This is a genomic window from uncultured Algoriphagus sp. (assembly GCF_963974365.1).
GTDB lineage: Bacteria > Bacteroidota > Bacteroidia > Cytophagales > Cyclobacteriaceae > Algoriphagus.
Genome location: NZ_CAXBBX010000005.1, coordinates 259,205 through 281,308 on the forward strand (window position 1 = coordinate 259,205; position 22,104 = coordinate 281,308).

17 protein-coding genes are annotated in these 22,104 nt (G+C 40.5%); 11 read left to right on the forward strand and 6 right to left on the reverse strand.

Features of this window, described 5'->3' with window-relative positions; translation table 11 throughout:
• Positions 1-21 precede the first annotated feature (21 nt).
• Both AACZ87_RS09020 and AACZ87_RS09025 read right to left on the reverse strand, forming a co-directional pair.
• Positions 22-537, reverse strand: coding sequence for a hypothetical protein (locus tag AACZ87_RS09020; RefSeq protein ID WP_339866550.1), 516 nt, complete (start codon positions 535-537; stop codon positions 22-24).
• A 4-nt stretch (positions 538-541) separates the two neighbouring features.
• Positions 542-1,807, reverse strand: coding sequence for a sulfite oxidase (locus tag AACZ87_RS09025; protein WP_339866551.1), 1,266 nt, complete (start codon positions 1,805-1,807; stop codon positions 542-544).
• A 327-nt stretch (positions 1,808-2,134) separates the two neighbouring features.
• On the opposite strand from AACZ87_RS09025, the gene AACZ87_RS09030 reads away from it, so the two are divergent.
• Complete coding sequence (locus tag AACZ87_RS09030; protein ID WP_339866552.1) at positions 2,135-4,579, forward strand: ABC transporter permease; 2,445 nt, start codon at positions 2,135-2,137, stop codon at positions 4,577-4,579.
• A 130-nt stretch (positions 4,580-4,709) separates the two neighbouring features.
• On the forward strand, positions 4,710-7,127 hold the full coding sequence (locus AACZ87_RS09035; protein WP_339866554.1) for an ABC transporter permease: 2,418 nt from the start codon (positions 4,710-4,712) through the stop codon (positions 7,125-7,127).
• A 178-nt stretch (positions 7,128-7,305) separates the two neighbouring features.
• On the opposite strand, the gene AACZ87_RS09040 is transcribed toward AACZ87_RS09035, so the two are convergent.
• Positions 7,306-7,704, reverse strand: coding sequence for an endonuclease domain-containing protein (locus tag AACZ87_RS09040; protein ID WP_339866555.1), 399 nt, complete (start codon positions 7,702-7,704; stop codon positions 7,306-7,308).
• A 218-nt stretch (positions 7,705-7,922) separates the two neighbouring features.
• Positions 7,923-8,987, reverse strand: a complete 1,065-nt coding sequence (locus AACZ87_RS09045; protein WP_339866556.1) for a PA0069 family radical SAM protein — start codon at positions 8,985-8,987, stop codon at positions 7,923-7,925.
• A 250-nt stretch (positions 8,988-9,237) separates the two neighbouring features.
• Between AACZ87_RS09045 and AACZ87_RS09050 the strand changes: the two genes are divergently transcribed.
• The 4 genes from AACZ87_RS09050 (at position 9,238) to AACZ87_RS09065 (ending at position 13,799) form a co-directional block, all read left to right on the forward strand.
• Positions 9,238-9,900 (forward strand): DUF1080 domain-containing protein, encoded by a 663-nt coding sequence (locus tag AACZ87_RS09050; protein ID WP_339866557.1) that lies wholly within the window; start codon positions 9,238-9,240, stop codon positions 9,898-9,900.
• 28 nt (positions 9,901-9,928) lie between these two features.
• The gene (locus tag AACZ87_RS09055; protein ID WP_339866558.1) at positions 9,929-11,278 is read left to right on the forward strand and encodes a Gfo/Idh/MocA family oxidoreductase; all 1,350 of its coding nucleotides are present in this window, start codon (positions 9,929-9,931) and stop codon (positions 11,276-11,278) included.
• A gap of 510 nt (positions 11,279-11,788) precedes the next feature.
• Positions 11,789-12,472: an ABC transporter ATP-binding protein gene (locus AACZ87_RS09060; RefSeq protein ID WP_339866559.1), complete on the forward strand. Its 684-nt coding sequence runs from the start codon at positions 11,789-11,791 to the stop codon at positions 12,470-12,472.
• A complete protein-coding gene (locus AACZ87_RS09065; RefSeq protein ID WP_339866561.1) occupies positions 12,450-13,799 on the forward strand; it encodes a TolC family protein in 1,350 nt (449 codons plus the stop codon). Before AACZ87_RS09060 ends, AACZ87_RS09065 begins: the two co-directional genes overlap by 23 nt.
• 212 nt (positions 13,800-14,011) lie before the next feature.
• Here the strand turns inward: AACZ87_RS09065 and AACZ87_RS09070 are convergent, their stop codons facing one another.
• Together AACZ87_RS09070 and AACZ87_RS09075 are read right to left on the reverse strand one after the other, a co-directional pair.
• Positions 14,012-14,860, reverse strand: coding sequence for an OmpA family protein (locus AACZ87_RS09070; RefSeq protein ID WP_339866563.1), 849 nt, complete (start codon positions 14,858-14,860; stop codon positions 14,012-14,014).
• A 217-nt stretch (positions 14,861-15,077) separates the two neighbouring features.
• Positions 15,078-15,662, reverse strand: coding sequence for a DUF4136 domain-containing protein (locus AACZ87_RS09075; RefSeq protein ID WP_339866564.1), 585 nt, complete (start codon positions 15,660-15,662; stop codon positions 15,078-15,080).
• Between the two features lie 223 nt (positions 15,663-15,885).
• Here AACZ87_RS09075 and AACZ87_RS09080 point away from each other — a divergent pair, with 223 nt between their 5' ends.
• The 5 genes from AACZ87_RS09080 to AACZ87_RS09100 all read left to right on the forward strand — a co-directional run bounded on the left by AACZ87_RS09080 (position 15,886) and on the right by AACZ87_RS09100 (position 21,540).
• The gene (locus AACZ87_RS09080) at positions 15,886-16,470 is read left to right on the forward strand and encodes a uracil-DNA glycosylase family protein (protein WP_339866565.1); all 585 of its coding nucleotides are present in this window, start codon (positions 15,886-15,888) and stop codon (positions 16,468-16,470) included.
• A 103-nt stretch (positions 16,471-16,573) separates the two neighbouring features.
• The gene (locus tag AACZ87_RS09085; RefSeq protein WP_339866566.1) at positions 16,574-17,728 is read left to right on the forward strand and encodes a hypothetical protein; all 1,155 of its coding nucleotides are present in this window, start codon (positions 16,574-16,576) and stop codon (positions 17,726-17,728) included.
• Between the two features lie 77 nt (positions 17,729-17,805).
• Positions 17,806-18,963, forward strand: a complete 1,158-nt coding sequence (locus AACZ87_RS09090) for a hypothetical protein (RefSeq protein WP_339866568.1) — start codon at positions 17,806-17,808, stop codon at positions 18,961-18,963.
• A gap of 106 nt (positions 18,964-19,069) precedes the next feature.
• Positions 19,070-19,723 (forward strand): hypothetical protein, encoded by a 654-nt coding sequence (locus AACZ87_RS09095; RefSeq protein WP_339866570.1) that lies wholly within the window; start codon positions 19,070-19,072, stop codon positions 19,721-19,723.
• A 179-nt stretch (positions 19,724-19,902) separates the two neighbouring features.
• On the forward strand, positions 19,903-21,540 hold the full coding sequence (locus AACZ87_RS09100; protein ID WP_339866571.1) for an FAD-dependent oxidoreductase: 1,638 nt from the start codon (positions 19,903-19,905) through the stop codon (positions 21,538-21,540).
• The last annotated feature ends 564 nt before the right edge of the window (positions 21,541-22,104 follow it).

Below are 22,104 nucleotides of genomic sequence, written 5' to 3' on the forward strand. Positions count from 1 at the left end.
AAGGTGATTTGCCTTGATGGATTAGTCTTTTAACTCATACCATTCTATACCAGTCAGTGGAACTCGTCTCCCCTTCGGAGCTTCCGGAGCATAGTTTGCGGCCAGATAATCTAAAATCATAGCCTCATTTCCGCCAAGATCCCATAATCCTTGAGTCTCCTGCATCCATTCAATCTTTGAATGCCAACCTTCACGGGTAAAGCGATTCTGGAGAATCAGGGCACTGGAGTGACATGCAGTGCAATTCGCTTTCACTAGCTCCAATCCATCTCCCGCTAGTAAGCCAGTTTCCACATCTTTTCCATCGACTAGCTCAGTAGAAAAATCTGTTAATGGCGCTGGTGTTTCTTCAGAAGTTTCGGAAGTAAAAGAGTTAAGTTTTTCAGAAATTTCAGGTTGAAATAGCACTAAGAAAACCAGCCCCACGAGTAGGATGACCACTCCCATCAATCCAGCTACGGATTTGATCAGTCCGTTGAAAAGTTTTTCCTTCTCCTGAGTAGAATTAGAGGAATTATTGTCAGGTGCGTTTTTCATGGCCTTAGCTAACTTTTACTGCAATTCTATGACAGGCATTGTTTAGGTAGCCTTTCGGGTTCCATCCAGGAATCACCATAGGCTGGGATATTCCTTGATCGTCAGTTGCTTTTGCCCAGATCTCGTAATAGCCAGTTTGTGGAAAGCTTAATTCTATGGACCATTGCTGCCAAGCGAGTCTGTTGACTGGTTTTTTCAAAGTGCATTTTTTCCAAGTTGCACCGAAATCTGTGCTTACCTCCATCGCACTCACTTCGTACTCACCCGCCCAGGCATGTCCCTGAACCATGAGCTTCTTTGAAGTGTCGAACATTGCCCCCGATTTTGGATAGGTAATGATTGACTTTACGGGCATGGATTCTATGATTTTCATATCCTCATCAGGAACTTCCTGTCCCGGAGCTACAGGATATTTGGGTACTCTGTAAGAATCACCCATCATTTTCTCACCATCATGTACCTGATTTCTTACCACCAGTTTATGCAGCCATTTTCCTGAAACAGATGCGGGCCAACCTCCACAAACCAAGCGAAGTGGATAGCCATGTTGTAGAGGAATATCTTTTCCATTTAATGCCCAAGCCAGGAGTGTTTCATCCTGCAAAACTTTTGACATCGGAGCGCCTCGGGAGATCACAATCTTGTTTGGATCTCCATTGAGATGTTTATCCTTGCCGTAATAACCAACATAAACCGCATCTGACTTGAGGCCTACATCCGCCAACACATCTTTCAGTCTTACTCCAGTCCATTCCGAGCAATATACAGCTCCTTCTTCCCATTGATTTCCGGATGCTGGAGGGTAAAAACCTGCTCGACCGTTTCCACCACATTCAAGTGTGAGCTGGTAAGTGTAGGATTTGAATTTCTTTTTAAGCTCGTCGAGCGTGTAGGTTTTTTCCTTTACCACCGATTCTCCTCCTATGGTAAGCGTCCAACTTGCTGCATCGACATCTTCTGGAATCAGCCCATTATTTCTAATGAAAATACTGGCGAAAGGAGTGACTGCATCATTCAAAAGATGTGGCACTGGCTCAACATTCCAAGGTTTCTCATTGCGTATGATCATGCCTTCACTCTTCCCTTTCATAGGATCAAAATCTGCCTGAAGAGCTACAGGGATGTAATCCTTTGGCATAGATAATCCATGGACGATATTTGTCCCTAGCATAGCTGACATAGCTGCAAGTGAGCTTTTCTGCAAAAATGCGCGTCTATCTTGGGTGAGGCTGAGTTTTTTCTTTGAGCTGTTCTTGTCAGTTTTTGACATGGTTAGGGGCTAGGAAAAGTATCGAAAAGTAAATTTAAAAATCTTGCCGACTAATGCCTTATTGAGGGCCAGGCAATTCCTCAATTTTGAAGAGATTACACCATTTTAGATTGTAATCAGGTTTAAAGCACTTTGCCCACTAGCGAACAAAAACGTCCGTTCGATTTTTTAAAAAAGCAAACTATCAGGCATTTCAGGGCTTTTTTGCCATTTTTTAACTGGCACAGAAATTTGATAGTAAGGGTAGGGGGTTTTATGCTTTTTGGATTAATGTAGCATGTCCAGGACAAAGGCCTCCTCCAAGACTAAAACCTAACACTATTTCCTATGTGGAAGAACTATTTTAAAATCGCAATCCGTAATCTTTCTAAAAACAAGTTGCACACAGGGATCAATTTGATCGGGCTTACTCTAGGTCTTGGGGTTAGTATTTTGATTTTCTTTTTTGTACAGTTCGAGCTGAGCTTTGACGATTTTCATGAACAAAGTGGCCAGATTTTTCGCGTGGAGCGCCATCAGGTCGATGAAGAAGGGGATCATGCTTCATTTTCCACTCCTATCATCACCGCACCGACTTTCGCCAGTGAATTTTCGCAGGTGAAATACACCACCCGCATGATAGGCAGCTCAGCGCAGGCATTTCTGGATGAACAAACTACCCAGAACCAAACTTTTCTGATGGTTAGCCCTGACTTTCTTGAGGTATTCAGTTTTAAGTTGCTTCAGGGGGCGAAGGACAAAGTATTGCAGGATAAGTTCGGTGTTGTGATCACAGAGGAGGTTGCCAAGAAATACTTTGGAGATGCCAACCCAATTGGGAAATCCATTCGGATGAGAATGGGAGATAACTTCGAAGAATATCAAGTAAGTGGACTTTTGGAAGACTTGCCGGCAAATTCAAGTATACAGTTTGAGATGTTGATGAACGATCAAAATCTTGATTTTAGCGTCGGCAAGGAAAGTCAGACTTCATGGTTCAATGTCTATGGAGATACCTACCTGAAGCTCAATGAAGGGCAATCCAAAGCGTCTGTGGAAGCAGGGGTGGAGGCTATGATGAAGAAAGTGCTGGGCGAGGAATATGAGGAAGGCAAATATTTGTTTACACTGCAGCCTATAACTGAGATGCACCTCTCGGAAAGTCCTGACTCAGGAATGGTGGAGTCTACCTGTCCAACTTTGCTTTGGATTCTTGCAGGAATTGCATTCTTGATTCTGTTGATTGCCTGTATCAATTTTACAACTATGGCGATTGGTCGTTCGACTACCCGAGCGAAAGAAGTGGGGGTAAGAAAAACCATGGGGGCGGATTTTGGTCAGTTGGTATTTCAGTTTTTGACAGAGGCATTTCTGACTACCATTGCAGCATTGATTTTAGGGTTGATTCTGGCAGAAACTTTACTTCCTACCTTCAATGATCTTTTTGAGAAGGAACTGAATTTGGTATATGGAGCTACGCAAATCTTGATTTTAACGGGTTTGGTGATGCTGATAACAGCCATGGCAGGAGCATATCCAGCATTTTTCATGTCCAGTCTCAAGCCGATCAAAGTACTGAAAGGAAATCTTTCTATCCGCTTTGGTAAACAAGCTTTAAGAAAGGGGTTGGTGGCATTTCAGTTCTTTATTTCATTTATGCTGATAGCCTCGACGTTGATAATGGTGAATCAGATGGAGGCTATACGGGATTATGATTTGGGTTTTGATCAAAATATGGTGGTGCTTGTCGATGTGCCTGATGTGCCGAGCACCAGTTTTGTGACCTCGATCAATGAAGGTTTTGCGCAAGCTGAAAAATACAGGCAAGCGTTGCAAAGAAGATCTGAAGTCCAGTCTGCAGGGATCACCATTGCTACCTATGGAGATGATGCGTTTTGGGATGGGGGCTTTCCTACAGAGGATGGCAAGCAATTTAATTTCCGTCTGAACTTCGTAGGCGGAGATTATGTGAAAACGCTAGGTTTGGAGATGGCAAAAGGCCGAGATCTGAATCCTACGCCGGGATCGGATAGCAGTGCGGTGTTGATCAACGAGACTTTTGCCAAAGCTATGAATTGGGATGATCCATTGGGAGAACTGTTGCCAAGCAAGAGAATTGGCAATCATGAGATCGTAGGAGTAGTGAAGGACTTCAACCACAACTCTCTTTATAAAGATATTGAACCCATTATTCTTGCCAAAAGCCCTGAAACGATATTCAGTGGCATCAATATGCTGATGATTCACTCGGCGACTAATCCGAAAGTGATGGTAAAAGGAAATGGAACTGACTTCGAAACATTCAGAACCTTACTTGAAAATGAATGGGAACAGGTGTTTCCTTTGGAGACTTTCAGTTTTAGTTTTCTGGATGAGACAGTTCAGAAGCAATACGTTGCTGATGAGCGCTTGGGTAAAATGGTGTTTTTGGCTGCGTGCATAGCTATTTTAATTGCTGCAATGGGATTGTTTGCCATGGCTGCTTTGAGCATAGCAGGACGTACCAAGGAAATAGGTATACGAAAAGTACTAGGAGCTTCCAGCTGGAGTATTTCTTGGATGTTTAATAAGGAATTTCTCGTAATTACCGTAGTGGGAGTTTTGGTTGCTCTGCCACTGAGTTTGTACTTTATGCAAAGCTGGATAGCTCAGTTTGCTATAAAATCCTGGCCTTCCTGGCTTAATTTTACGGTTTTGGGCATTGCTGGGATAGTATTTACATTACTGATTGTATCTGCGCAGTCTTATCGTGCTACTCAGATGAATCCGGTGAAGACATTGAAAGATGAATAGCGTGGTAAGTATTAAGTATCAAGATTCAAGATTTTAAGAACCAAAAACCAAAAACCGAGAATTAAGAACCACAAACTGTAAATCAATTTTAAAATATTCCAATCTTCCAATTTTTCAATCCATATAAATCATGCTAAAAAACTACTTCAAAATCGCCTGGAGAAATCTCCGTAGAAATAAGCTAAGAGCAACAATCCATATTTTGGGTTTGTCGGTTGGCATTGCGACCTGCTTTTTGATTTTCAATGTGGTGACGCATTCCTATAGTTTTGATCAGTTCCATGTTGATAAGGATAGGATTTTTCGAATTAATACCCTTACTGATTGGGGAGATGGAGGGAGTTTTCCTAATTCGGGGACTCCTGGGCCACTAGGAGAAGTGATCAGGGATGAGATCTCCGGAATAGAAGAAAAAGGCAGGCTTTACACCCTGTATGAGACTTTGGTGGCTTTGCCAAATACAAATAAAGTGTTTGGAAGGTCTGATGATGTGACTTTTGCTGATCCTGGATTTTTCAAGATTTTCCCTAGAGAATGGCTAGCCGGAAATCCCGAAACCTCATTGGTTCAACCTGAATCAGTGGTGATTTCGGAAGCGAGTTTGCATAAATACTTCCCTGGCTCGGTAGCTTCAGATGTTCTGGGTCAGGAATTGATGTTTGTGGATTCAGATTCTATCTATGCGAAAGTCACTGGAGTCGTGGCTTCTTACACCGATAATACGGACTTTATCTTCAATGATTTTATTTCTTACAGCACGATAAGAACGGAAGAACAGATCGAATGGTATGGGCTACATGACTGGACTTCGGTGAATTCAAGTAGTCAGCTTTTTGTCAAACTCGCTCCTGAAGTGTCCCCCGAATCTGTGGATGCAGCATTTCAGCCATTGATAGAAAAAAACATGAAGTCCGAAGAGGATGGTAAATACGCCACGAGCTTTTTCACTGAACCACTTTCAGAGATGCATTTTCAGCCAAATTATGGAAGTACTCACGTTTCCAAAACATTCCTAAATGGCTTAATTTTTATAGGTATGATTATTCTGGTGCTGGCTACCTTGAATTTTGTGAATTTGGAAACAGCTCAAGCGATCAGCCGATCTAAGGAAGTTGGCATACGGAAGACGATTGGAGGAACGCGATTTCAATTAATTTCCCAGTTTCTCGCAGAGACATTTATGATTATTTTGATTAGCACTATACTAGCTCTAGGCATAGTAGAAGGGCTGAAATTGCTGTTTTCAACTTACTTACCGAGGGATTTCAGGATTGAATACTTTTCACTTTCCAACATGCTGTTTTATGCAGCATTCCCAATACTATTAACGCTGATCACAGGGATTTATCCTGCTTTGATCCTGTCCAACTATGATCCTCAGCGCGCCTTGAAAGGGGAAGTGATCAGAAGTGGAAAGTTCTCTTTGGGGGTGTTTTTGAGAAAAAATCTTACCGTCATTCAATTATCATCTTCCATTGCTTTCATTATTCTAGTGATGGTATTGAACTACCAGCTCAATTTTGTGACTAGCCAGCCACTGGGATTCGATAAGGAAGCTGTGATGTACGCCAGACTGCCATTTATGTCCGATCCGGATAAAATGCTGCAACTCCAGGATCGCTTCAATCAGGAAGCAATTGTGAAGGGTGCAAGTCTAAGCGGTAGCCTTGTATCGTCTACGAGCCTTTGGACTTCGGATGTCAAAGTACCTGCGGACACCACAGAAAAAGAGATGTACATTCAGGTGATGAATGTGGATTCCTCTTTTGTGAAAGTGAATGGAATTCCTCTGCTGGCTGGTACTGATGCAATAGATAGAGCAGATGAGATATTGGTAAATGAGCAGTTTGTAAAAGAAGCAGGGTTTGGAACTGCGGAGGCTGCAGTAGGTTCAGAAGTCACCTATAGCCAAGAGAAAGTGAAGATTATTGGTGTGGTTGCAGATTTTCATTCAAGGACCTTGCGTGAAGAAATACGTCCCTTATTGTTTACCTACAATCCAGAATATTTTCAGTCAGTGAACGTGAAGCTGAATTCAGACCAAAATCTGGCGATTGCTAAGGAGAGATTGGAGCAGATCTATCTGGAAGTCTATCCATACGAAACTGTCTCGTTCAACTTTCTCGATGCTCAAATCGATAGGTTTTATCAGGAAGATGTGAAAATCAAAAATGTCCTGGGTTTTGCCTGTGGCTTGGCGATTTTGATTTCCTGTCTGGGATTATTTGGACTTTCCAGTTTTACCATTGCTCAGCGTACCAAAGAGATTAGCATAAGAAAAGTATTGGGAGCTACTCTACAGCAGATTCTTTTCCTGATTTCAAGAGAGTATATGAGCTTAGTGGGAGTTTCATTCCTAATTGCAATATTCCCTGCATATTATTTCCTCAATGATTGGCTAAAAGGATTCAATACCCGGGTAGATATGCCTTATCTGTTATTTGTTGCTGCAGGCTTAGGAGTGATGGCGATTTGCTTGCTTATCGTCGGCATTCATTCTTATATAGCTTCGCAAACCAACCCAGCAAAGGTGCTGAAAAGTGAGTAGGTGTATTTGGGGTTTTTGATGTCAGATGTCGGATTGTAATCCCCCTAACCCCCTTTGTAAAGGGGGAATAGGCTCAACGTAACTTTTGTCATCAACTTCTTAATGATCCAATTTTGAAGTTTAGCATTGAGGTTCAGTTGAGGTGACTCACCCTTATTAAGGGGACAAGGGGGATTTACTACTGAAAAAAACTTCTTGAAATTTCATTTTTATCCTCCCATTCATCCACATAATAGTTTAATTCATTCAATACAAATCCCATATTTTTTTTAACATCTATATCTATAAACCTTAAGAATTTTATATCAAAATCTTCTAAAATTTTCTGACGCTTTTGATCTTCTATTATTGCTTCTTCACTGAAGTGTGAATCGCCGTCAATTTCAATAACCAGATTCAATTTTTTACAATAAAAATCTACTATGTAATTATCTAATGGCTTTTGCCTATTAAAACTATAACCCCGGAATTGGCTTGCTCTCAATTTTTGCCACAGTAAAACTTCAGAGAGTGTGCTATGTGCTCTAAGCTCGCGGGAAAACTCTTTTAGAGATTTGTTATAGGGTAAAAAATGCATTAATCAATTTATAAATCTTTTAATTATTAATCCCCCTAACCCCCATTGTAAAGGGGGAATTGCCTCAATTGAACTTCAATCAGATCTACTGAAATTTGTCACCTTTGAAATTTAAGTTTATAGGTACTTCTGAGCCAATTCCCCTTTTTTAAGGGGACAGAAGAAGGAGCTTTAAGACTACTTGGTACCTTGTACATAATACTTTGTACTTATCTATTCTAAAACAAATTCAAATTCCCGCCCCGTCTGAACTTGCTTAGATCATATTCAGGCATAGTTCTGCCTGCGAAATATTTCCTTTGGGAGGTCTTAAACAGTTGATTGATCATCTCGGCGACTTTTCCTTCTCCGCGCATCCGCCTTCCGAAATCCGAGTCATTCAGCTGACCGCCATGCACGGATTTTATTTGAGCGATGACTTTTGGAGCTCGGTCTGGGAAGTTTTTGTAGATCCAGTCTTCAAAGATCTGCCCCACACTTCCATTCAGTCTGACTATTGTCATTCCTGCCATAAGAGCGCCATGGTCTGCAGCAGCTTTGAGAATGGCTGGAACCTCATGATCTGTAAGCCCAGGAATAATCGGAGCACACATGACCCCAACGGGAACTCCAGCTTTTGAAAGCTCCTCAATAGTTTGGAGTCGCTTTGCTGCACTGGCAGTTCGTGGCTCCATCGCCCGTCTCACATTTTCTTCAAGTGTAGTGATAGAGATATAGACCTTAATTAACCTGTCTTCCGCCAGATCCTTTAGCAAATCAAGATCCCTGAGAATTAGACTGTTTTTGGTGATCATTCCTACGGGATGACGGTAGCGGGCAAATACCTTCAATAAGCTTCGGGTCATCTCCTTCTTTCGCTCCAGCGGTTGATAGCAATCCGTATTACCCGAGAGACTGATAGGAGCAGGTTGCCATTTGGGGCTTAGAAGTAGCTTTTCAAGCAATTGGGCAGCATTTTCTTTGACGATGATTTTGCTCTCAAAGTCCAACCCAGCATCGAAACCATAATATTCATGTGTATTTCGGGCATAGCAATAGCTACATCCATGCTCACAACCCTGATAAGGATTGAGCGAATAAATCATTCCCACATCTGGACTCGTCACTTTATTGACGATGGTCTTCGAGTGTTCATGAAAAACTTTCGTCTGCGGAGATTCAATTAGAGGTTCATCAATTCCCTCGATATGCTCGCTCACGTATCGGTTTTTCAGGAATTTATTGACTGGTTTGATCTGAGAACCACGCCCCTTGAAATAGTTTTCTGCCTCTGTTTTCTCCATTTGCTTTCAATATACTGGCAGTTTAGCTTACGAAAAAGGAGATGAAATGATCCGGACGGAAGGTGTCTATTTTTTATTAAATGGGATAAGAGAGATTTATTGCCAATCCATCTTTTCCAAAAAAATCAATAAATAACCAATGAAGTAAATAAAATTTTTAATTAAGTTTTTTGTCCTCAAATTGATATGAACCATTAAATTGCATTTCAAAAATATCCTTGTGCCAATTATTTAGGTTAAATTTCACCTTATGACCAAATCAAATTCTTTTATTTTTTCAGTATTTCTATTAAGCTATATCCTAGTAGGGTGCAGTAGTCAAAAAAGCAGTTCCACAGCTGGTTTTACCTCTCTTTTCAACGGAGAAAATCTTGACGGCTGGGTAGGCAATAAGACTTCCTACCGGGCAGAGAACGGTATGATAGTCATTGATCCAAAAGGCACTGGTGGAGGAAATCTCTTCACTGAAAAGGAATATGGAGATTTTGTGTTTCGCTTTGAGTTTCAATTGACTCCCGGAGCCAACAATGGCTTGGGAATCCATGCGCCTTTGGAAGGAGATGCTGCCTATGTTGGTAAGGAATTGCAGATTTTGGATAATACGGCAGATAAATTCGCAGACCTGCAAGAATACCAGTACCATGGCTCGGTATATGGCGTGATAGCGGCTAAACGTGGATTTTTGAAGCCTGTAGGAGAATGGAACACGCAGGAAGTAATTGTAAATCATCCTCATATTAAAATCATTCTGAATGGAGAGACCATCGTGGATGGAGACTATTTGGAAGCCAGCAAAAATGGCACACGAGACCACAAAGATCATCCGGGATTGCAGCGTAGCTCGGGACACATTGGCTTTTTAGGTCATGGGGATGTAGTCCGTTTTAGAAATATCAGCATTAAAGAATTATAAAATAACCCAGTAATAAATTTACCGAAACATGAGTAAAAATATAGAAAGTATTGACCGTAGGGAGTTTGTCAAGAAGAGTGGTTTAGGCTTATTGACTGCCGCTCTAGCACCGTCATTTTTAGCCAATTTGAAAGCTGGAGAGCGTTTGAGAACTGCGCACATCGGTCTTGGAAGTATGGGGATGGCTGATTTGGGAGCCATTTCATCCCATGAATTAGTAGATGTAGCTTTCCTATGTGATGTGGATAGCGAAAATCTGGCGAAAGCTCATGCACTACATCCGAACGCAAAGATCTATACTGATTATAGAATCATGCTGAAGGACATGAAAAACGAGATCGACGCAGTAGTCGTGTCTACTCCAGACCATACCCATGCACCTGCTTCCTTGATGGCAATGAAAATGAACAAGCCTGTTTATTGTCAAAAGCCATTGACGCATCATGTTTCAGAGGCTCGTAAAATGAAGAAAATTGCAGAAAAGAAGAACCTCGTCACCCAAATGGGAATTCAGGTTCACTCGTTCTATGATTATAAGCTTGCCACGCTATTAATTCAGTCTGGGATTATTGGTAAAGTTCATACAGTTCGTGCTTGGTCTCCTAAAAATTGGGGGTATGATGGTCCAGAACCAACGGGATCTGATCCTGTGCCAGCTACATTAGACTGGAACTTATGGCAGGGGACTGCTCCTGAAAGACCATTCAAGGAAGGCTATTATCACCCAGGAAACTGGAGAAAAATAATGGATTATGGTTGTGGAACCTTAGGAGATATGGGAGTCCATATTTTTGACACCCCATACAATGCGCTTCAGCTTGATGTACCAGAGACGATTCTCAACGAATGTCGTCTATCTACAGGTTTTGGATTTCCAGAGCACAATATGGTGACTTACGAATTTCCGGGTACAGAATATACTGCTGAGAAACTTAAGTGGATATGGTACGATGGACCTGGAGCACCTTCTGAGCATCCAGATTTGATACTTCCAAATGGTGATGAATTACCGGATCAGGGAGCGATGTTTATGGGTGACAAGGGGAGATTACTTTTGCCTCACTTCCAGCAGCTTCCACGTAAAATCGTGGACGGAAAGTACGTGGAGATGGATATTGAATCTTTCAATTTGGGCAAACCAGTGAAGGATTACGAGGGAGAAAGCAAAAAGCATTACCATCAGTTCGTCGATGCATGTATGGGCAAAGCGGAAACTAGTGCGCCATTCTCATACGCTGCCCGATTGACTGAGACGATTTTGCTTGGTGTGATTGCAGGTAGATTCCCAAATCAAACACTTCACTGGAATAGCAAAAAAGCCAAGTTCGATGAGAAAGAAGCGAATGAATTCTTGAAAGGAAAGTATCGCAAATTCTAGTAACAAGACAATAGTATCAAGACATAAGATTATAGATTCAAGAGTTGAGAGCCAAGTATTGAGAATAAAGAATCAAAAGTCAAGGTTTTAGAAAGGGTAAGAAGTGTCAGTCCGAACGGAGTTGAGGACCTTTCAATTATGCTCAAGTCTTTAATACGCGATACTTATAGCTTGGGACGCTTGCTTTGATAGTTGACTTTATACTTGAACATTGAATTTGAAACTTGACCATTGATAATTTATTTTGTTCGCCAGCGAACAAAAATGTTCGAGAAAGTAAATAGGAGAAAAGTATAAAAATGCCTCTGGAGTTTATTCAGAGGCATTTTTTTATGGCATAAAAGTGGAAAAGAGGAGTGATGTCCCGATAGTTATCATAGGGGTCAGGAGCAGTCTAAAGTAGTAAGGAAAACAGGCTGCCATTTCGTTTGTGAATATATTTGAACTAGGTGAGATGTCGGGTTAGTTTAATTTTACAATATTTCAATTTTACAATCTTCCAATACATTAATGATAGAACTTAAGAATTTAGACAAGTATATAGAATCACGTTTTCAGCGGATATTTTTGCTCAAGGGAATAAACCTTACGATCAACGAGGGAGAGTTTGTAACCATAATGGGGCCAAGCGGAGCGGGAAAATCTACGCTATTAAATATCCTAGGCTTACTGGATGAAGACTACGAAGGAGAATATTGGTTTGGTGATAGAAATCTGGCCAAAATGAAAGAACGCGAGCGTTCAGCCCTACATAAGAATGAGTTTGGATATATCTTTCAAGCCTATCATCTGATTGATGAATTGACGGTGTATGAAAACATTGAGACGCCACTTTTGTATAGAGGCGTGTCTTCCAACGAGCGGAAAAGTATTATTGCAAATTTGCTTGATCGCTTTAACATGGTGGCCAAAAAGGATCTTTTCCCTGCTCAATTATCCGGAGGTCAGCAGCAGTTGGTAGGTATAGCCAGAGCAGTGGCTGGTAAGCCTAGAGTGCTTTTGGCTGATGAGCCTACGGGAAATTTGCACTCTGGACAAGCAAAGGAAATCATGGAAGTATTTCAGGAATTGCACAGAGAAGGAACTACACTAATTCAGGCAACTCATGCCCGGGAAAATGCGGATTATGGGACTCGATTGATCGATATGCTGGATGGTAAAATAGAAAAAGATGAAGCGATTGTTCATGTATAAAAAGTACATAACGCTACTTGTAGTAGCACTTATAGTGGGGAAAATTCAGGCTCAAGACACCCTTAGACTTAATTTTCGTGAGGCTGTAGATTTGGCGTTGGCCGCAAATGTGGATTACCAAGTGCTTTCGAACAATATGGAAGTGTTGAAGGTGCAGAAGCAGTCAGCATTGCTCTCACATTTTCCAAATGCAAACATAAGTAGCTCATTTTCCCAGCAGTCTGGGCAGCAGTTCCAGCAGATAGAAGGGGAGATAGTGGTGACCAATGTGAAAAATGAAGTGGTCAATGCTGGGCTGAATATGAATATGCCAATTTTTAATGCTGGCAGAAGAATATTGGATACCCAATCTGCAAAATTGGCTTATGAAGCAGGCGAGAAGGGTCTTGATAGAGCTTCCCAGCAAGTGATGTTTGATGTAGCCAGAAGATATCTGCAAGTGTTGTTGGATGAAGAGCTGTTGAGAATTTCAATTGAAAATCTTGAGAATCAAAAGGAGACTTTGCGTCAGATAGATGGTTTTGTACAAGCCGGACTTCGCACATTATCAGACAAGTATAATCAGCAATCAGAAGTAGCAAGATTGGAATCTGTGTTGGTAGATGCAGAATTGCAATACCAAAATGATGTATGGGATTTGTCGGAATATTTGCAATTGGAGCCTGGAGTAGTTCCTGTTTTGGATTCAGTGGATCCTAGAAGCGAAGGGTTGAGATATGAAGGAATGAATATGCAGGAGTTGTATGAAATAGCTCAATTAAACCGTGCTGATGGAACGCAACAGGATCTTTTGGTAACTTCTTATAAAAAGGATATGCAAGCAATTAAAGCAATGTATTATCCTAGACTTGGAGCGTTTTATAATTACAATACTTTTTTCACTTCCTTAGATGATAGAAATCTACAGGATCAGCTTCTTAAAGTTTACCCTCAAAATACCTTGGGGCTTAGTCTTAATATTCCAATCTTCAATAATTTCCAGAATAAGCTAAGTGTAGCCAGTAGTAAAGTTGCCTATAAGAATCAGATTTTGCAGAAGGAGTCTCTGGATAGAAAAATATATCAGGATGTGAAACTTGCCTACTTAAATTACTTGGCGGCTGTGAAAAAACAGGGGAATACCGGTGTGCAGGTTTTGGCAGCTGAAGAAGCGAAAAATGCGATATCAGAGCGTTTTCGATTGGGTATTTCCAATTTCGTAGACTTAGCTACCGCCAATCAGCAACTGGTAAGTGCTCAGGCTGATCAGGCTCAGGCGGTTTATACCTTGTTCTTCCAGGAGGTATTGATGCAGCATGCGTTGGGCACACTTGATGTGTTGGATTGAATTCGTTTACATGTTTGACCACATAGGATCCGCATAGATTTCATGGTTTTAATGTTGATAATTTAAGCAATGCTTTCTAGTTGTTATGAGGTGTTTTTATTTACCACAAAAAACCACAAGTTCATAAAATTCACTAAAATTCAAACAAAAAAAGCAGGCTCTAGAGCCTGCTTTTTAGGGTGTGGTGGTTAAAGCAACTTGGTAATTCGATATTAAAGCATCGCAAAGAACATGTCCAAATCTGGAATCAAAACGATTCTTGTTCTTCTATTGAGAGCCATATTTTCAGGAGAATCATTTTCTACGATAGGCATGTAGCTAGCTCTACCTGCAGCAATCATTTTCTCTGGTGCTACATCATAGCTTTCCTGAAGTTTTCTCACAATACTTGTAGCTCTTTTCACAGAAAGATCCCAGTTATCCTGAACTACTCCGGTAGAGATTGTTCTTGGGTCAGTGTGACCTTCGATCATTACTTGTAGGCTAGGCTCAGCATTAATCACTTCAGCAAGCTTCTGCAAAAGCGGATCGGCTTTAGAATTGATTCTGTAGCTGCCTGTATTGAAAAGTAACTTGTCAGATACAGAGATCATAACCACGGTTTGGTCGATGCTGATGTTCACATCATCTTCTTCACCATCTACGGTAGTTTCTGTGATGTTCTTTTTCAAATTGTATTCTACGGCAAGATTCACAGAATCTTCCAAAGTTTGAGCTTGAGCAAGTTTAGCTTGGTCCACATTGGCTAGTGTTTGCTTCATTTTCTCTTTTGATGTTTTTGACATCATCGTAGCTCCTTCCAAAGAATACATTCCTTCATTCTGTACAGTCAACGCATCATTTGTATCACGTAGAGAATTGATTCTTGCATTGTATTCTGCAACTCTATTCTCAATGATCTGCATTTTCTCTTCAAGCTCCGCTTTCTCCTGCTCAGTAGTTGCAAGTTCGGTTTGGGTTTTGTACAGATTGCCTTCTAGTTCGGTGTATTTCTTTTTGGAAACACAGGACACCATCACTGTGGCGCTCAAAAGTCCGGTAACAATAAGTGATTTTTTCATAGTTGATTTCTTTGTATTTGAATCAACTATTTCAAAGGAATTGCCACAACTGAATTTCGTCTACTATTTCTCCCCAAAGCCCCTAACATAGGCCAGTAGAGAAGCTGAAGCTAGTTTTTGCAAAAAGAAGAGGCCCTGAACTTAATACAGGACCTCTTCAAAAAACTGGGGAATGCATCCACAGGTTGATTAATTAAATACTCAGTGGAATTTCCGTTTATTCAAGTTGCCTATTCAATACTTTGAACTCATTCATGACACGGTAGGCTGCCCTAGTGATGTCAGATTGAAAGTTTGGAGACTCAGCATCGAAGTTTGCAGCGGTATACCCTTGCCAAATCGTATTTCCTCTCTTGCTATCGATTACATAGATTACCAGCATACCTTGATTTTGAGTGTATCTCACTTGATTGTAGGTCTCATCTTTTTCCTGTTCCTTGTCTAGTTCTCCGTCAGCTTTCTCAGGTACGTTACCCACCCGAGTGAGCCAGTAGTCAAACTCAGGTTGAACGTATCCACGGTATTTTATAGAGTCCATGAAGATCTTGTAACTAACCAATAAATCAGGTTTGGTGTCTTGCTCTCTGAATCCCTGAGATCCGAGTCTAGCGCCAATTGTAGCGCTCAATACGGGTGAGATCAGGCTGGTGTCCTTTTCAGTAGGAACCACAAAAGCGAAAGTTTTATACCTTTTAAAGGAAGCCTGATAATTGTAATCGTAATCGGTTACATAATCTTTGGAGGAAAAACATCCTGCACAAATAAAAATAATGAGTGCAAAGAGTAAATAGGTATTTTTCATGGCATATGGGAGTAGATGGTTGATTGGTATGTCAATAAGATACGAACAAAGATGGTCAGGTGGATTTAACTAGAATTAACATCTCATTGTTTAGAGTAAATTGTTGTTGTTCAATAAACTAGCCTAATAATTTAATATAATTTCCCTACAATAATTAACCGATTTTCATATAATTTCTATTTTATATTCAAAAAGTGGTGATAAATAAGATAAATGTCGTCTGATGGATAGTTTTGAGTCTTTAGTTATTGATGCTCAGGCTTGTAAAATTTGTAAGGAGTTTTTGCCTCTTGGACCAAGGCCTGTTTTTTCTATACATCCAAAAAGTAAGATTTTGATTATAGGACAGGCTCCTGGCACCAAAGTTCATGCAACTGGGATCCCTTGGAATGATGCGAGCGGAAATGAATTAAGAAGATGGTTGGGTGTGGATCGTGAGCAATTTTATGATCCTAAGATCTTTGGGATCATGCCTATGGGTTTCTGTTATCCTGGCAGGGGAAAAGGAGGGGATTTGCCACCAAGACCTGAATGCGCTCCTTTATGGCACCAGCAAATGAATGAGCGTATGCCGGAGGTGAAATTGACCTTACTTATTGGGCAGTATGCTTTGAAATATTACTTGGGGAATAGGAAAAAGAAGACACTGACGGAGACTGTTAAAAATTTCGAATTGTACTTACCGGAGTTTATTCCACTAGTACACCCCTCTCCGCGAAATCTCATGTGGAGGCGAAGAAATCCTTGGTTTGAGGAGGAAGTAGTGCCTACACTTCGTGAGCGCGTTCATGAATTGATCGCTAGCTAGATTTTGTTAAAAATTCTTATTTAGTTGTAGTTATTCTTAGTATTTAGCTTTTTAGGTAGGATTCTGAAAATCATACCACTACAACCCCTTTTTAATTTTTGCCATGAAACTCCAATTCACTCATTTTCTTATCAGCTCAATAGCTATAAGTCTTCTTTCCTGTGGAGAGAAAACAGAAAATAATTCCATTACAAAATCCTTTTCTCTAGAAATCACTGATTCTGTTCAGATAGATTACTTGGGAGAAATGATGTTGCTAGACTATGATCCCAAGACTGATAAGTACTTGCTTGCGACGGATTCTTATTATGAATACGTAGAAGTGGATGAGGATGGAAAGATTCTTAATCACAATAAATTCAGTGAAGAAGGAATCGATCCTGTGGGGCAAGCGCTAGGTTTGGGATATTTCAATGGAGATGTGACGGTTTTTAACCCACCAAAGGGCTACTATAGATTTCAGGATTCTAGTAAAGTTGGTGAGGTGACGATTCCCTATCCTCATCAGGTTTTTATGATGTATCCCAAACTTGGGATGTTCGAGTCAGAGGGTAAAATCTATTACCCAAAGCCTTGGCCTGAGACTTTGGCTGTTAACTTTGAGGAGGGGGAATTCTACCAATCTTTGCTTCATCTACCTATCATAGAAGCTCAGGATACGGAGACTGGAGATACGCTAGGGGTATTAAGTTTGCCAGAGTCTTCGGCATTATTAGATGATGAAGTGAAAGGTTTTCCTATTCCAGTGTACACGGTGGATGGAGAAAAGCTGTTGCTTAGCATGTGGTTTACGCCAGAGATTTATGTGTATAATAAGGTGGGTGATAAATTTGAGTATGAAAAAACAGTGGATGTAAATATTCCTGATTGGATTCCCACTACTTCTGTTCCATTGGATAAAGCAGAGCAGTTTTTTATAGAAAATCAGAAGAAAAGACCTGGCAATCTTACTAATATTTTGGTGTCAGGAGACTATTACATTGCTATCTACAATAAAGGACTTTCGGAAGAGGATAAAGCTCAGCTTGGGCCTCCGACTAGAGATGGACTAGCTGCACGCAAAAAAGACCCTAACTACGCAGCGATTTTCGACAAGGATTTCAATCAATTGGCCACGAATGTCCCTTTTCCAATCACCAGCAATTTTCCAAATGTGGTTAATAAAAAAGGTGAGCTTGTCGTTTCCAAAGTCGCTGGGTTGTCCGAAACCGAGGATGAAGGGATTATACTTTATAAGCTGAAATTGAAAGTTGATTAGTTAATTTTTGATAAGCCTTCAAATTGGTTAAATTGGTTTTTAGTTGATTAATCTAAAAACCATTTCAATTCTTTTCAATGAATTTTTTTAAAAATCACCTGGCAAAAGGCTTAGTAGCTTTAGCATTGTTTTCATGTGGAGGTAATTCCGAAAAAGTAAATGATCCCCTCAATTTCTCTTTTGAAATCACTGACTCTGTTCAGGTGGATTTTCTGGGTGAAATGATGCTGATGGGTTATGATGGCAAGCAAGATAAATACCTGCTTTCCACTGATGCATTTGATAAATACCTTGAAGTAAATACCTCTGGTGAAATTCGCAATCATCATGAACTTACTCCAGACGGCATAGATGCTGTGGCTTCAGTGCTCGGATTTGGCTATTTGGAGGGAGATGTGACGATTCTTTCCGAAACTGGGAAATACATGAAGTTTCGGGATGGAAAGAAAGTAGGAGAGATCACAGTTCCGTATTCTTTTCAGCCTTATACTTTTTATCCGAAGCTGGGAGTTTTCAATTATGAGGGTAAAACATATTACCCAAAGCCGTTGCCAAGTTCTTCCAATTTATCACCGGGTGGAGGTGAATTTTATCAGGCACTTTATAGATCAGCGATCATAGAGGGGCAAGACCTCGCTACTGGAGACACCATTAAATCGGTCAAACTGCCAGAGACTTCTGCCCTGTTGGATGGACAAATGCACGGTATGCTATTTCCGATCTACACTCAAACAGAGGATTTGCTGCTGTTGAGTAACTGGATTGAACCTAAAATATATGTGTTTAAAGATGGAGGGCGTGGATTTGACTACGAGAGAACAGTGGATTTATCTATTCAAGATTGGGTTGCTTATATCCCAAATTCATCTGAAGACCCAGGTCAGTTTTACCAGCAGAATAGCAATCAAAAGAGCGGAAATCTGGTTGAGATTCTAGTATCAGATGATTATTACATCGCTGTTTATACTAAAGGCATTCCTGAAGAAAAGGTGCCGGATCAAACTTCAGATCAGAATGCTTTTAGGTTGGCCGTTCAAAAATTGGATCCGTATTTTGCAGCAATTTTCGATAAGGACTTTAATCAGCTTGCCACGGATGTACCTTTTCCTGCAGCCAGCAATCGCCCCATGGTGGTCAATAAAAATGGAGAATTTGTGGTGTCCAAAGTCGCAGGGTTGTCCGAAACCGAAGATGATGGTATTGTTCTTTATAAGTTGAAATTGAAAGTGGATTAATTCTAGTTTGAGAGTTTATGAAAAGCATTAAAAAATACCCTTCATAGGGTATTTTTTAATGCTTTTCTCTTACATATTTTCGTCAGAAAATACTCCAATAAATCTTATGACTAGAGACGCTCAACTTCAGTATTGTAAAAAATGTATTCATCGAGAAATGGATATGCAAATAGGATTAGTATGTGGTCTCACAGGGGATAAAGCAAGTTTTACTGCTGCTTGCCCTACTTTTACACTAGATGAAAGAGCGGCTTTGGAAATGGAAAATAGTGAGCTGCATGAGCCTGCATTTCAGGTGGAGAATATATCAGCGTCTAAGCTCAGAGAGTTACAGATGGATCAAAATTTCCCTTTAGCTATAACGGGTGGTATTTTGACCGGTTTGTTAGGAGCTGTGCTTTGGGGATTGATTACAGTAGCCACCAATTTTCAAATTGGATATATGGCTATTGCAATTGGAGCTGGAGTTGGATTCGCTATCCGACATTTAGGAAAAGGAGTTGATCAATCTTTTGGAATAGCAGGCGGCGCCATCGCACTTTTCACCTGTGTTTTAGGTAATTTTTTAAGCGTTTTGGGGTTTGTTGCCAATCAAGAAGGACTTGGGTATTTAGAGACGCTTTTTCTTTTTGATTATTCCTATACGTTTATAATCATGGCTGAAGCATTTGCTCCAATGGATTTGTTGTTTTATGGAATAGCAGCCTATGAAGGGTATAAATTCTCTTTTAGAGTTCTCTCTAAGAGGGAGATAATGTAGGGTAAAAAAGATTTAGGTAATCTCTGAAGTCTCGTTTCTATACTATTGGCTTGATCATCTAGGTGTAATTGATCTTTGGTGACTTAGAAGCAATCTTTTAGCAGACTTGGATAAAATAGATTATTTTGGAAGTTGAACTCGAGTACTGTTAAAATCAATTTTCCCAAGATCCACTCATCATGAGATTTTTACCTAGCCTTCTTATCCTCTTAATTCTATTTTCCTGCAAACCTGAGAATACCTCCGAGTTTGAGGCTGACATCATTATATATGGAGGGACCTCGGCAGCGATTACCGCTGCAGTTCAGGCAAAAAAAATGGGCAAATCAGTCATTGTTGTTTCTCCTGATATGCATTTAGGAGGATTGTCTTCCGGAGGTCTAGGTTTCACGGATACTGGAAATAAGTCTGTGATAGGAGGATTGGCTAGGGAGTTTTATCATCGAATCTACCTTCATTATCAGCAGGATTCGGCTTGGAAGTGGCAGAAAAAAGAGGAATACGGAAATAAAGGTCAAGGTACGCCAGCGATGGATGGGGAGAATAGAACTATGTGGATTTTTGAGCCCCATGCAGCAGAACGTGTGTTTGAGGATTTTGTAAAAGAGAATGACCTGGAAATCCATCGTGATGAATGGCTGGATCGAGAAGCTGGAGTTAAACTGGAAAATGGCAAAATCATGCAGATCTCAACACTTTCTGGTCATATCTATCAGGGAAAAGTTTTTATAGATGCAACCTACGAAGGTGATCTAATGGCAGCAGCTGGAGTTAGCTACCACGTGGGACGGGAATCAAATGATACTTATGGCGAGACCTGGAACGGGGTACAGGTGGGTGTTTATCAACACGGACACTATTTCAAAAATGACATCAGTGCTTATATGATTCCCGGAGATTCTACCAGCGGCTTATTGCCGGAGATCTCAGCAGATCCACCGGGGGAAAACGGATCAGTTGACAAACGTCTTCAGGCCTATACTTATCGTCTGGCGATGAGTAGGCACCCCGACAATCGTGTTCCTTTCCCAAAACCTGAAGGATATGATCCTGCACGCTATGAATTGCTTGCTAGAGTCTATGCTGCTGGTTGGGATGAAACTTTTGATAAATACGATCCAATCCCAAATTTGAAGACGGACACCAATAATCATGGGCCATTTTCTACAGATTATATAGGGAAAAACTATGCTTATCCAGAAGCGAGTTACGCTGAAAGAAAGCAAATCTTAAAGGAGCATACCGACTACCAACAAGGCTTACTTTACTTCATGTCTCATAATGAAAAAGTGCCAGATTCGGTGAGAGCAGAGATGGCAAATTGGGGTTTGGCAAAAGATGAATTTGTCGATAATAACAACTGGCCTCACCAGATCTATGTGCGCGAAGCCCGAAGAATGATAGGTGCCTATGTGATGACTGAGCATGATGTACTTGGAGCAAAGGAAGTTCCGGAGCCTGTGGGGATGGGATCTTATTCACTGGATTCGCACAATGCTCAGCGATTTGTGACGTTGGATGGCTATGTGCAGAATGAAGGAGATATAGGAGTTCACCCGAAAAACCCTTATTCGATTTCCTATGGAACACTTGTTCCGAAAAAAGAAGAATGTTCTAATTTGCTCGTTCCGGTGTGTGTTTCTAGTTCACATACTGCCTTTGGTTCTATCAGAATGGAGCCTGTTTTTATGATTCTAGGTCAATCTGCAGCAGCGGCGGCATCGCTGGCTATTGATGGAGATGTGGCTGTGCAGGATTTGCAGTATGAGAAATTGGAGAAAGTACTGCTGGATGAAAAGCAGGTTCTTGCCAAATAACTTTTTATAGAAACAGCTTATAGTAGTTGATTTTGCTTTGATTACTCCGGGTTTTTCCAAGGGGGATGATATCCGTGTGTTTTAGTAGCTGACCCACTTATTTTCCATGCATTACTTAGAATAACATCTAATGGCAGGATGAGCCTTATTGTTAATAATTCTGAGTTGAATTAGTAAGAATAACAAAATGTAAAGGCCAATGGGCAAAGGGCAGCAAACCTTTAATGCTATTCCGATTATTAGGACCTAATTCTGTATACAAGGATGAATATCCGTAAAATTATATTTGGTTTTGGTATTAATTTTAAAAAGAATATACATCTTCTTTAAATTTTTTAATAAATTTTTTAGGACGTTTGCCTTAAAATTCAACAATTGCACTAGATTAGTGCAAAAGTACAAATGTTATTCTCTCTATTAAATTTTTAATAATCATGAGAATAGCTCATTGAAGTGAGCACTTCTAGATTGATATCTAATTCAATGAAATTCACCTAAATCAGGGCTCTATCTAGGAGCATTTAAAAATGAGCAGTTTCCACTTGAGTTGCACGAGCAATATAC

What these genes read in the sequence shown, in the direction of transcription:
- AACZ87_RS09030 (WP_339866552.1), top strand. Translation starts at nt 2,135, where the DNA reads ATGTGGAAGAACTATTTTAAAATCGCAATCCGTAATCTTTCTAAAAAC.
- AACZ87_RS09070 (WP_339866563.1), bottom strand. Translation starts at nt 14,860, where the DNA reads ATGAAAAAATCACTTATTGTTACCGGACTTTTGAGCGCCACAGTGATG.
- AACZ87_RS09060 (WP_339866559.1), top strand. Translation starts at nt 11,789, where the DNA reads ATGATAGAACTTAAGAATTTAGACAAGTATATAGAATCACGTTTTCAG.
- AACZ87_RS09100 (WP_339866571.1), top strand. Translation starts at nt 19,903, where the DNA reads ATGAGATTTTTACCTAGCCTTCTTATCCTCTTAATTCTATTTTCCTGC.
- AACZ87_RS09090 (WP_339866568.1), top strand. Translation starts at nt 17,806, where the DNA reads ATGAATTTTTTTAAAAATCACCTGGCAAAAGGCTTAGTAGCTTTAGCA.
- AACZ87_RS09025 (WP_339866551.1), bottom strand. Translation starts at nt 1,807, where the DNA reads ATGTCAAAAACTGACAAGAACAGCTCAAAGAAAAAACTCAGCCTCACC.
- AACZ87_RS09055 (WP_339866558.1), top strand. Translation starts at nt 9,929, where the DNA reads ATGAGTAAAAATATAGAAAGTATTGACCGTAGGGAGTTTGTCAAGAAG.
- AACZ87_RS09045 (WP_339866556.1), bottom strand. Translation starts at nt 8,987, where the DNA reads ATGGAGAAAACAGAGGCAGAAAACTATTTCAAGGGGCGTGGTTCTCAG.
- AACZ87_RS09040 (WP_339866555.1), bottom strand. Translation starts at nt 7,704, where the DNA reads ATGCATTTTTTACCCTATAACAAATCTCTAAAAGAGTTTTCCCGCGAG.
- AACZ87_RS09085 (WP_339866566.1), top strand. Translation starts at nt 16,574, where the DNA reads ATGAAACTCCAATTCACTCATTTTCTTATCAGCTCAATAGCTATAAGT.
- AACZ87_RS09075 (WP_339866564.1), bottom strand. Translation starts at nt 15,662, where the DNA reads ATGAAAAATACCTATTTACTCTTTGCACTCATTATTTTTATTTGTGCA.
- AACZ87_RS09095 (WP_339866570.1), top strand. Translation starts at nt 19,070, where the DNA reads ATGACTAGAGACGCTCAACTTCAGTATTGTAAAAAATGTATTCATCGA.
- AACZ87_RS09065 (WP_339866561.1), top strand. Translation starts at nt 12,450, where the DNA reads ATGAAGCGATTGTTCATGTATAAAAAGTACATAACGCTACTTGTAGTA.
- AACZ87_RS09050 (WP_339866557.1), top strand. Translation starts at nt 9,238, where the DNA reads ATGACCAAATCAAATTCTTTTATTTTTTCAGTATTTCTATTAAGCTAT.
- AACZ87_RS09080 (WP_339866565.1), top strand. Translation starts at nt 15,886, where the DNA reads ATGGATAGTTTTGAGTCTTTAGTTATTGATGCTCAGGCTTGTAAAATT.
- AACZ87_RS09020 (WP_339866550.1), bottom strand. Translation starts at nt 537, where the DNA reads ATGAAAAACGCACCTGACAATAATTCCTCTAATTCTACTCAGGAGAAG.
- AACZ87_RS09035 (WP_339866554.1), top strand. Translation starts at nt 4,710, where the DNA reads ATGCTAAAAAACTACTTCAAAATCGCCTGGAGAAATCTCCGTAGAAAT.